Source organism: Blautia obeum ATCC 29174 (genome assembly GCF_025147765.1).
GTDB lineage: Bacteria > Bacillota > Clostridia > Lachnospirales > Lachnospiraceae > Blautia_A > Blautia_A obeum.
In genome coordinates this window covers 2,903,483-2,914,520 of sequence record NZ_CP102265.1, presented here as the reverse complement: position 1 = coordinate 2,914,520, position 11,038 = coordinate 2,903,483, and the positions used below count along the sequence as shown (strand labels likewise).

The following is an 11,038-nucleotide window of genomic DNA, read 5'->3' as shown; positions in this document are numbered from 1 at the left end:
GAGAGGAAGAATAATATGGCAATCAGAGTAATCAGAACAGAAGAAGATCCGGTTTTGCGAAAAATCAGCAAGCCGGTAAAAGAAGTAACTCCAAAGATCATAACACTGATCGATGACATGCTGGATACCATGTATGAGGCAATGGGTGTCGGACTTGCAGCACCACAGGTCGGTATTTTGAAACGAATTGTAGTCATTGATGTAGGAGAAGGCCCGATCGTACTGATCAATCCGGAAATCCTTGAAACTTCCGGAGAACAGACTGGTGACGAAGGCTGCTTAAGCGTACCGGGAATGGCAGGTCAGGTGACTCGCCCAAACTATGTCAAAGTTAAAGCCATGGATGAAGAGATGAATGAAGTGATCTATGAGGGAACCGAACTTCTGGCGCGTGCATTCTGCCATGAAATCGATCACCTTGACGGAAAAATGTACACAGATCTGGTTGAGGGAGAACTCCACAGAACCAGCTATGAGGAAGACTGATTGCAATAAAGAGCAATTAAGGTGATCACAGATTAAATAATGAAACAGCCCCATGTATAATGGGAGAAAAGAGGAGCAGACTACTATATGAAAATTGTTTATATGGGAACGCCGGATTTTGCGGTACCGCCTCTTGCGGCACTTGTACAGAATGGATATGAGGTGACTGCAGTTGTAACACAGCCGGATAAACCAAAGGGAAGAGGCAAGACACTTCTGCCGACACCGGTCAAAGAAGAAGCAATGAAACACGATATTCCGGTTTATCAGCCGCTCAAAGTGCGTGAACCGGAATTTGTGGAAACTTTAAAAAAACTGGAACCGGATATGATCATCGTAGCCGCTTTTGGACAGATCATTCCAAAGACGATCCTGGATATGCCAAAGTATGGATGTCTGAATATTCATGCATCACTTCTGCCGAAATACAGAGGTGCGGCACCGATCCAGCAGGCCGTGATCGACGGAGAAAAAGAATCCGGTGTAACGATCATGCAGATGGGGGTTGGATTGGATACGGGAGATATGATCTCTCAGGCAGTCGTACCACTTGCAGAGGATGAGACAGGTGGAAGCCTTTTTGACAAACTGGCAGAGGAAGGTGCCGCTCTTTTGATCAGAACGATTCCTTCAATTGTAGATGGAACTGCTGTTTATACAAAACAGCCGGAAGAGAGCCCGACACCGTATGCAGCTATGATCAGCAAGAAAATGGGTCTGATGGATTTTTCAAAAAGTGCTGTTGAACTGGAAAGACTGGTGCGTGGACTGAATCCGTGGCCGAGTGCATATACGTTTCTTAATGGAAAGACGCTGAAGGTGTGGAAATGTGCAGTTGAGCGTGCAGAATGTGGAAAAGAAGCACCGGGAACGATCATTGGTGTGGATAAATCTGGCATTCATGTTGCATGCGGAAGTGATACACTGATTCTGAAGGAAGTGCAGCTGGAAGGAAAGAAACGGATGGAAACAGATGCGTTTCTTCGCGGATATCAGGTAACTGCAGGGACGATGTTGAAAGATCATAAGGAGTGATGCGGATGTACGGATATGGATACGGATATTATGGATTTGACTGGACCTATGTGCTGCTGATCATTGGAATGCTGCTGTCACTTGCTGCATCTACAAGGCTGAAAAGTACATTTTCCTATTATCGCAGAATCAGAAGTGCATCCGGTCTTACCGGAGCGGAGACAGCAGAGAGAATCCTTCGTGCGGCAGGGATTACAGATGTACATGTAAGAGCAATTTCCGGAAGCCTTACAGATCATTACGATCCAAGGACAAAGACTGTAAGTCTTTCCGAGGATATCTATGATAAAACTTCACTGGCAGCAGTTGGAGTAGCTGCGCATGAGTGCGGACATGCAATTCAGCATGCAATCGGCTATGCACCACTTGAATTTCGCAGCGCGATCGTTCCGGTGGCGAATTTTGGGAGCACGCTTTCCTGGCCGTTGTTTCTGATCGGACTTTTTTCAGGAATCCGCCCACTGGTAACAGCAGGAATCGTTCTCTTTTCACTTGCGGTTCTGTTTCAGCTGGTGACGCTGCCCGTAGAGATCAATGCATCTTCCAGAGCTTTGAAAATGCTTCAGAGTACAGGAATTCTTGGGAGTGATGAGACAAAAGGTGCAAGAAAAGTACTGACAGCTGCGGCAATGACCTACGTAGCTGCACTGGCTGCTTCCATACTGCAGCTGCTGAGACTTTTGATACTTGCAGGAGGAAGAAGACGAGATGACTAGTGGAATCAATACAAGAGAAATGATCATGGAGATCCTTCTTCAGATTGATGAAGAGGGAGAACACAGTCATATTGCGATTCGTAATGCGCTTTCCAAATATCAGTTTCTGCCGAAACAGGAGAGAGCTTTTATCACAAGAGTCTGTGAGGGAACACTGGAATACAGGATATTGATCGATTATATCATCGATTCTTTTTCTAAGATCCCTGTTGATAAAATGAAACCGCCGATCCGCGAGATTCTGCGAAGTGCAGTATATCAGCTGAAATTTATGGATCGTGTGCCGGACAGTGCAGTCTGCAATGAAGCGGTGAAACTGGCACAGAAAAAAGGATTTTATAATCTGAAACCGTTTGTAAACGGTGTACTTCGCACGGTGGCAAGACAGATGGATGAACTGGAATATCCTCCAAGAGAAGAGAATCTTGTACGTTATCTTTCGGTTCGCTATTCCATGCCAGAAGAACTGGTAGAACGCTGGCTTGCCGATTATGGAGAAGAGACAACAGAAAAAATGCTTGCGGATTTTCTGGAGGAAAAACCGGTGACTGTACGCTGCCGTACATATCTTAATTCCGTAGATAAGATCTGTGAAAGTCTGAAAAATCAGGGAGTCAAAGTAGAACAGGCACCATATCTTCCTTATGCAAAACGTATTTCAGGATATAATCATATTCTTGCACTGGATGCATTTATTCAGGGGAAAATGGTTGTACAGGACGTCAGTTCTATGCTGGTTGCCGAGATTGCCAATCCTCAGAAAGGTGACTATGTTATCGATATGTGTGCAGCACCGGGAGGAAAAAGCCTCCATATAGGAGATAAAATGGAAGGTTTTGGAACGGTAGACGCCCGCGACATCAGTCAGTATAAGGTAAACCTGATTGAAGAAAACATTCAGAGACTGAATTCCATCAATGTACAGGCAAAGGTACAGGATGCAACCATATTTGATGTGGAATCGGAATGCAAAGCAGATATTGTCCTTGCGGATGTGCCGTGTTCCGGATATGGTGTGATCGGCAAAAAACCGGAAATCAAATATCGTTCGACAACACAGAAGGAAGAAGAACTTGTGATCCTCCAGAGAACGATCCTGGACAAAGCAGCAGAATATGTAAAACCGCGAGGAGTACTGGTATTCAGTACATGTACGATTGCAAAAGAAGAAAATGAAGAGAACATGATGTGGTTTATGAACAATCATCCGTTCAAACTGGAAAGTATTGATGAATTCATACCGGAAGAACTTCGCTCAGAAACGACCGGACTTGGATATTTGCAGATGCTTCCGGGAGTGCATGGCACAGATGGGTTCTTTATTGCAAGATTCAGAAGGAAATAATTATGACAGATATCAAATCAATGACGATAGATGAGTTAAAAGAACTCATGACGCAGATTGGAGAAAAGCCTTTTCGTGCAAAGCAGATCTACAGTTGGCTGCATGAACATCTGGTAACTTCTTATGATGAGATGGCAAATCTCCCGAAGAATCTGAAACAGAAACTGGCTGATTATCCGATCACGGCACTGGAAACTCTGGATGTTCAGATCTCAAAGGTGGATGGAACCAGAAAATATCTGTTTCGTCTCTCTGACGGAAATATGATCGAAAGTGTTCTCATGCGTTATAAATATGGAAATTCCGTCTGTATTTCATCTCAGGCGGGATGCCGTATGGGATGTCGTTTCTGTGCATCTACGATTGGCGGCCTGACCAGAAACCTTCTTCCGTCAGAGATGCTGGATCAGATTTACCGCATTCAGACATCTATCGGAGAACGTATCTCCAATGTAGTGGTAATGGGGACCGGTGAGCCACTGGATAATTATGACAATCTGCTGCGTTTTATTCATATTCTTACGGAAGACGGAGGAATCCATATCAGCCAGCGAAATCTTACTGTTTCTACCTGTGGCCTGGTTCCGAAAATTTATGAACTGGCAGAAGAAAAACTTCAGATGACACTGGCTGTGTCTCTTCATGCACCGAATGATGAAAAGCGGCGGGAGTTAATGCCGATCGCCAATAAATATTCTATTGATGAATTACTGGCAGCCTGCCGCAATTATTTTGACAAGACAGGGCGCAGAATCACCTTTGAATACAGTCTGGTGGCAGGAGTGAATGACAGTAAAGAAAATGCGCAGGAACTTGCAGGCCGTCTGAAAGGGCTTAACTGTCATGTGAATCTGATTCCGGTCAATCCGGTAAGAGAGCGTTCCTTTGTGCGTTCCACACGTGAGGCAGTGGAGAATTTCAAAATTAATCTTGAAAAATGTGGAATAAATGGTACTATTAGAAGGGAAATGGGCAGCGATATTGACGGTGCCTGTGGTCAGTTAAGAAAAAGATATATGGAAAAAACAGAAAGTGAGAAGTGACATGAGGGTATATTCAGCTACGGATGTAGGGCAGAAGAGGAAGATGAACCAGGACTATGTGTTTGTTTCCGAAAACCCGGTTGGAAATCTTCCGAATCTGTTTGTCGTTGCTGATGGTATGGGTGGACACAATGCCGGAGATTATGCATCTTCGCATGCAGTTCAGACTTTGGTGGACGAGATTCGGAGAGATGCGGATTTCAACCCTATCAAGGTGATTCGTCATGCCATTGAGACTGCAAATACGGAGATTCTGGAACGCTCCCGCAGAGAAGAACATCTGAGGGGAATGGGAACAACGATCGTGGTCTGCACAGTTGTCGGTCACTATGCATATGTGGCGAATGTAGGAGACAGTCGTTTATACGTGATCCAGGGAGAAATTCATCAGGTGACAAAAGATCATTCACTGGTACAGGAAATGGTCCGTATGGGTGAGATCAAACCGGAGGAGGCAAGAAATCATCCGGATAAAAATATCATTACCAGGGCGCTTGGTGCAGAGAGAACCGTAGATATTGACTTTTTTGACCTGAAATTGGAACCGGACAGTACGATTCTTATGTGTTCCGATGGTCTGAGCAATATGGTAGAGGACAGTAAATTAGAGGAAATCATACTGGACCAGACAGAGGAACTGCCGAAGAAGGGCGAGAAACTTCTGAAAGAAGCAAACCAGAACGGTGGTAAGGACAACATAGCAGTCATACTGGTAGAACCATTCACAAATGAGGTGGAAAAATGTTAAAGACGGGAATGATCATAGCAGAACGCTATGAAATCTTAGGTAAAATAGGCACCGGCGGAATGGCCGATGTATATAAGGCAAAGGATCACAAGCTGAACCGCTTTGTGGCAGTAAAAGTATTGAAGCCGGAATTCAGAGAGGATACAACTTTTATCCGCAAGTTCCGCAGTGAGGCCCAGGCGGCAGCAGGACTGACACATCCGAATATTGTCAATGTTTTTGATGTGGGTGATGATGAAGGTGTATATTACATCGTTATGGAGCTGATCGAGGGCATTACACTGAAAGAGTATATTGCCAAAAAGGGTAAACTTTCGATCAAAGAAGCAACAAGTATTGCGATTCAGGTATCTATGGGGCTGGAGGCAGCGCATAATCACGGAATCGTTCACCGAGATGTAAAGCCGCAGAATATTATTATTTCAACAGACGGTAAAGTAAAAGTAACAGATTTTGGTATCGCAAGAGCTGCTTCTTCAAATACTATCAGTTCCAATGTGATGGGTTCTGTACATTACAGTTCTCCGGAACAGGTCCGCGGCGGTTACAGTGATGAAAAGAGTGATATCTATTCACTGGGTATTACATTGTATGAGATGGTAACGGGACGTGTACCGTTTGACGGAGATACAACTGTTGCGATCGCAATCAAACATCTGCAGGAAGAAATGGTACCTCCGAGTGTATATACAGAAGAACTTCCGTACAGTCTGGAGCAGATCATCCTGAAATGTACACAGAAGAGTGTAAATCGTCGATACGAAAAGATGGAGGATGTAATTGCCGACCTGAAACATTCTCTGATCGATCCGCAGGGGAATTTTGTGAAATTATCTTCTGTTGACAACGAAGCGAAAACAGTTGTGATCTCTGATGAAGAACTTGGCGAGATCAAGCATACACCGAAAAACCGTACTTCCCAGCGTAAGCAGGATGTAGCTGAACTGGAAGATGAAGTACTGGATGAAGATTATGACGACGATGATGATTACGAGGACGAATATCGCCGCAGACGACGTGAAGAAAAGAAATCCAGAAATAAAAAGAAACATAAAGCACCGAACAGTGCACTGACAATCCTGTCTCTCGTTGCAGGTGCAGTGATCCTTGTAATCGCAATTTTCTTTATCGGCAAGGCGGCAGGTATCATCGGTGGTGAAACACAGACAGATAACCAGCAGGAACAGAATACAGATACAACAGGTACAGATGAAGATGGAATGGTTACAGTACCGAATCTGGTAGGCAAGACAGAAGATGAAGCAGCAGCTCTGCTTGAAGAAGAAAAGCTGGGCAAACAGATGATGGGAGAAGAAAATTCTACTCAGGAAAAAGGCAGAATTTCTTCACAGGATATTCCGGCTGGAACAAAAGTAGAGCAGTATACAACTCTGAAATATTATCTCAGTAAAGGTCAGCAGGAAGTTGTTATGCCTGATCTTTCCGGTGAAACCGGTATAGATGCACAGCAGACACTGGAAGATCTTGGACTGAATGTAACGGTACAGAAAGAGTACAGTGAAGATGATGGAACAGGCTATCCAATGGTAAATCCAGGTTATGTGGATTCTGTCACACCGACAGCTGGAAGCAGCGTTTCTGCAGGTGACGAGGTTACACTGGTTGTCAGCCGTGGTCTGGATTATGGCGATAGTGTTTCAGTGCCAAGCGTTGTCGGTATGACAAAGAATGATGCAATCACAACACTTGGAAAATGGACTGACATTAAGGTGACAGAGCAGCAGAGCAGCGATGTGGCATCTGGGGAAGTTATTTCTCAGGATCCGGCAGCAGATGAATATGCAGATCCGGATCAGCCGATTGAAATTGTAGTTAGCAGCGGAAATGAAGCTCCATCTTCTGATACAGAAGACACATCAGCAACAGATAATACTGCATCAGCACAGAGCACAGATAGCACACAGCAGAGTGCAGCAGCTGCAAATGGTGAAGTATGGAAATGTACACAGACACTGAATACACCGACCGGATATCAGGGAGGACAGGTTCGACTGGAACTTCTTCAGGATGTGAACGGAGAAACACAGTCTTCGATCATTGTGGACTGCAAACAGATAACATTCCCATATACACTGGATGTTACCGGAGCTCCGGGAGTCAGCGAAGGTACATTATATGTGTCAGAAGTAGTGGATGGTACGATCCAGCAGCTGGGACAGTATCCACTTACTTTCAAGAAAGCAGAGTAATACATGCAGGGTAAGATCATCAAAGGAATAGCGGGATTTTATTATGTATACGGAGAAGATGAAGTGCTCTATGAATGTAAAGCCAAGGGAATCTTCCGCAAAGATAATCAGAAACCGCTGGTAGGTGATAATGTGGAAATCACAATACTTGACCAGCAGGAACAAACGGGCAATCTGATCCGAATCCTTCCACGCAAGAATTCATTGATTCGTCCGGCAGTTGCAAATGTTGACCAGGCGTTTGTGATCTTTGCACTTGAAAATCCCAAACCCAATTTTATGCTGCTGGACCGCTTCCTGATCATGATGGAACAGGCAGAGGTTCCGGCAGTGATCTGCTTTAATAAAAAAGATCTTGCATCGGAAGAAGAAACCCGGACATTATGTGAAATTTACAGAAACTGCGGTTATCAGGTGATCCTTTCCAGTGCACTTGAAAAAGAGGGACTGGATGAGATACACAGGATCCTGAAGGGAAAGACAACAGTTGTTGCAGGACCTTCCGGAGTCGGTAAGTCTTCCCTGACGAATCTTTTGCAGGGAGAAGTACAGATGGAGACCGGCGAGATCAGCCGTAAGCTGAAGAGAGGCCGGCATACGACCAGACATTCACAGGTGATTCCGGTTGGAGAAGATACGTTTCTGATGGATACACCAGGATTCTCGTCTTTATATCTGATGAATATGGAAGAGCAGGATCTGAAAAATTATTTTCCAGAATTTCGAAAATATGAGGATACATGCAGATTTCAGGGATGCAGACACATCCATGAACCGGGATGCAGAGTAAAAGAAGCTTTGGAGAATGGTGAGATCAGCAGACTCCGATATGAAGATTATCTAAGTTTATATGAAGAATTGAAAGAGAAAAGGAGATATTAAATGGAATATCGATTGTGCCCCTCAATTTTGTCGGCGGACTTTAACCGCTTGGGCGAACAGATTCAGACTTTGGAAAAAGCAGGAGTTGAATGGCTTCACATTGATGTTATGGATGGAGATTTTGTGCCGAGTATTTCGTTTGGAATGCCGGTGATCCGTTCTATCCGCAAAGAATCCAAAATGTTTTTTGACGTACATCTGATGGTATCGGCACCGGAGCGTTATATTCAGGATTTTGTGGACTGTGGTGCAGATTCCATTACGGTACATGCAGAAGCATGTGAGGATCTGGAGAGAGCAATTGAACTGATCAGAGATGCCGGTGTCAAAGTCGGAGTTTCTATTAAACCTGCAACTCCGGTGAATGATATCAGCCATCTTCTGGAAGATGTGGACATGGTTCTTATTATGACTGTACAGCCAGGGTTTGGTGGTCAGAAATATCTTCCGGAATGTACAGAGAAGATTGAGGAACTGAAGGAACTGATCGACAGAGAAGAACTGGATGTAGATATACAGGTGGATGGCGGAATCAACGATGAAACGATGGAAACTGTGATGAAAGCCGGTGCGAATCTTCTGGTTGCAGGTTCTTATGTATTTAATGGTGATCTGGAAACAAATGTTTACAGTATACAGAAAAAGATGGACAAGATTAAATCAGAGATTGATTGAGGAAGAGCATGAAAGATGTGATCATCGTAAGCGGGGGCAATATCCAGAGAGATTTTGCCCTCGATTTTTTGAAGAAAAACAAAACAGAAAAAGTAGATCTGATCGCAGCAGACAGAGGTGTTGAATTTTTTAAAGGAACAGATTGGCAACCGGAGGTAGCAGTAGGAGATTTTGACAGCCTTTCGGCTGAGGGGGAATTGTATCTGCAGGGACTGATGGAGACAGAGATTGTGCGTCTGAAGCCGGAAAAAGATGATTCGGATACACAGTCTGCCGTGAATTTTGCGATTGACCATGGTGCAGAGCGGATTACGATTCTGGGTGCGACCGGAAAACGGATCGATCACCTTATGGCTAATTTCGGACTGCTGGTACATGGAAGGAACCGAGGTGCGGATATCATACTGGTCGATCAGTGGAATTATATGAAATTGATCGAAAGCCATACAGTTCTTAAGAAAGAGGAACAGTTTGGCAAATATGTTTCTTTCTTTTCGCTGGAGGGAGACCTGACAGGTCTGACCCTGAGAGGGTTCAAATATCCACTGAATAAATATCATCTGAAAGTTTCAGACAGTGGACTTACAGTCAGTAATGAAATTGCAGATGATGAGGCATGTGTAGAGTTTGACGCAGGATCCTTACTGATGCTGATGACAAGAGATTGACTGAAAAACTGAAAAACAGCGAGGGGAATACGCTTGACAGATGAAAATGACAGAGGTATACTTTAAAAGATAATTTTATAAGAAAACCAATGAGAGTGAACAGAGTTCATGAAGGGGTGCACCACCGCGGGTGTATTTCTTTGTGGACTCTTTTTTTGTGTAATAGAAAATTACTCCGTAATTTTCCTATTACACGTTGGTTTCACACAGGAGGACAACATATGATCACAGTAAATGGAGTAAAAAGAACTCTGGAGCAGCCGTTATCTGTTACAGAATATCTGGAGAAGAACCAGTATGTACCAGTACAGGTTGCCATTGAATTAAATGACCAGATCCTGGCAAGAGAACTTTATGGAAGCACAATTTTGAAAGAAGGAGACGTTATGGAAATCGTTAGTTTTATGGGCGGCGGAAGCGGCAAGAATGAAGAAATGGACAGAACAGAAGATAAACTGATTCTTGGAGGACATGAATTTACATCCCGTTTTATTCTTGGATCCGGTAAATTTTCACTGGATCTTGTAAAAGCATGTATTGAAAAAGCAGGAACACAGATCATTACGCTTGCCCTTCGTCGTGCAAATCAGGGGGGCCTTGCGAATATTCTGGATTATATTCCAAAGAACATTACGCTTCTTCCAAATACCTCTGGAGCGAGAAATGCGGAGGAGGCTGTGCGTATCGCGAGACTTTCCAGAGAGCTTGGATGTGGTGATTTTGTCAAGATTGAAGTTATCCATGATTCCAAATATCTTCTTCCGGACAACTATGAAACGATCAAGGCAACAGAGATTCTTGCAAAAGAAGGGTTTGTAGTTATGCCGTATATGTATCCGGATCTGAATGCAGCAAGAGACCTGGTCAATGCTGGTGCAGCATGTGTGATGCCTCTTGGATCTCCGATTGGTTCCAATAAAGGAATCTGCACAAAAGAATTTATCCAGATTCTGATTGATGAGATTGATCTTCCGATCATTGTAGATGCCGGAATTGGAAGACCATCCCAGGCATGTGAGGCAATGGAAATGGGAGCTGCCGCTGTTATGGCAAACACTGCAATCGCAACTGCAGGTGATGTACAGGTGATGGCAGAAGCATTTAAAAAAGCAATTGAAGCAGGCAGAAGTGCTTATTTATCCGGACTTGGACGGACTTTGGATAAGGGCGCCAGTGCTTCTTCACCGCTGACGGGATTTCTGCACGACTAAAGACTATCAGATAAAGGAG

11 protein-coding genes and 1 pseudogene are annotated in these 11,038 nt (G+C 44.1%); all 12 read left to right on the top strand.

What is annotated here, in order from left to right:
- Positions 1–15 precede the first annotated feature (15 nt).
- Positions 16–486: a peptide deformylase gene (gene def, locus NQ503_RS14100; RefSeq protein WP_005427954.1), complete on the top strand. Its 471-nt coding sequence runs from the start codon at positions 16–18 to the stop codon at positions 484–486.
- An 87-nt stretch (positions 487–573) separates the two neighbouring features.
- Positions 574–1,521, top strand: coding sequence for a methionyl-tRNA formyltransferase (gene fmt / locus NQ503_RS14095; protein WP_005427953.1), 948 nt, complete (start codon positions 574–576; stop codon positions 1,519–1,521).
- Positions 1,522–1,526: 5 nt separating this feature from the next.
- On the top strand, positions 1,527–2,237 hold the full coding sequence (locus NQ503_RS14090) for a zinc metallopeptidase (protein WP_044926220.1): 711 nt from the start codon (positions 1,527–1,529) through the stop codon (positions 2,235–2,237).
- Positions 2,230–3,582 carry a 16S rRNA (cytosine(967)-C(5))-methyltransferase RsmB gene (gene rsmB / locus NQ503_RS14085; protein ID WP_005427945.1) on the top strand — a complete coding sequence of 451 codons (1,353 nt, stop codon included), beginning with the start codon at positions 2,230–2,232 and terminating at the stop codon, positions 3,580–3,582. The genes NQ503_RS14090 and rsmB overlap by 8 nt, the downstream gene beginning before the upstream one ends.
- 2 nt (positions 3,583–3,584) lie before the next feature.
- On the top strand, positions 3,585–4,625 hold the full coding sequence (rlmN, locus tag NQ503_RS14080) for a dual-specificity RNA methyltransferase RlmN (RefSeq protein WP_005427944.1): 1,041 nt from the start codon (positions 3,585–3,587) through the stop codon (positions 4,623–4,625).
- A gap of 1 nt (position 4,626) precedes the next feature.
- Positions 4,627–5,373, top strand: coding sequence for a Stp1/IreP family PP2C-type Ser/Thr phosphatase (locus NQ503_RS14075; protein ID WP_005427943.1), 747 nt, complete (start codon positions 4,627–4,629; stop codon positions 5,371–5,373).
- The gene (gene pknB, locus NQ503_RS14070; protein ID WP_005427941.1) at positions 5,367–7,583 is read left to right on the top strand and encodes a Stk1 family PASTA domain-containing Ser/Thr kinase; all 2,217 of its coding nucleotides are present in this window, start codon (positions 5,367–5,369) and stop codon (positions 7,581–7,583) included. Before NQ503_RS14075 ends, pknB begins: the two co-directional genes overlap by 7 nt.
- Positions 7,584–7,586: 3 nt before the next feature.
- The gene (rsgA, locus tag NQ503_RS14065; RefSeq protein ID WP_005427939.1) at positions 7,587–8,465 is read left to right on the top strand and encodes a ribosome small subunit-dependent GTPase A; all 879 of its coding nucleotides are present in this window, start codon (positions 7,587–7,589) and stop codon (positions 8,463–8,465) included.
- On the top strand, positions 8,466–9,140 hold the full coding sequence (gene rpe / locus NQ503_RS14060; RefSeq protein WP_005427937.1) for a ribulose-phosphate 3-epimerase: 675 nt from the start codon (positions 8,466–8,468) through the stop codon (positions 9,138–9,140).
- A gap of 8 nt (positions 9,141–9,148) precedes the next feature.
- Positions 9,149–9,808 (top strand): thiamine diphosphokinase, encoded by a 660-nt coding sequence (locus NQ503_RS14055; protein ID WP_005427936.1) that lies wholly within the window; start codon positions 9,149–9,151, stop codon positions 9,806–9,808.
- 89 nt (positions 9,809–9,897) lie between these two features.
- Positions 9,898–10,212: pseudogene (thiS, locus tag NQ503_RS17785) on the top strand (sulfur carrier protein ThiS); the annotation flags it as partial.
- 30 nt (positions 10,213–10,242) lie between these two features.
- Positions 10,243–11,019, top strand: coding sequence for a thiazole synthase (locus NQ503_RS14045; protein ID WP_044926294.1), 777 nt, complete (start codon positions 10,243–10,245; stop codon positions 11,017–11,019).
- Positions 11,020–11,038: the final 19 nt, after the last annotated feature.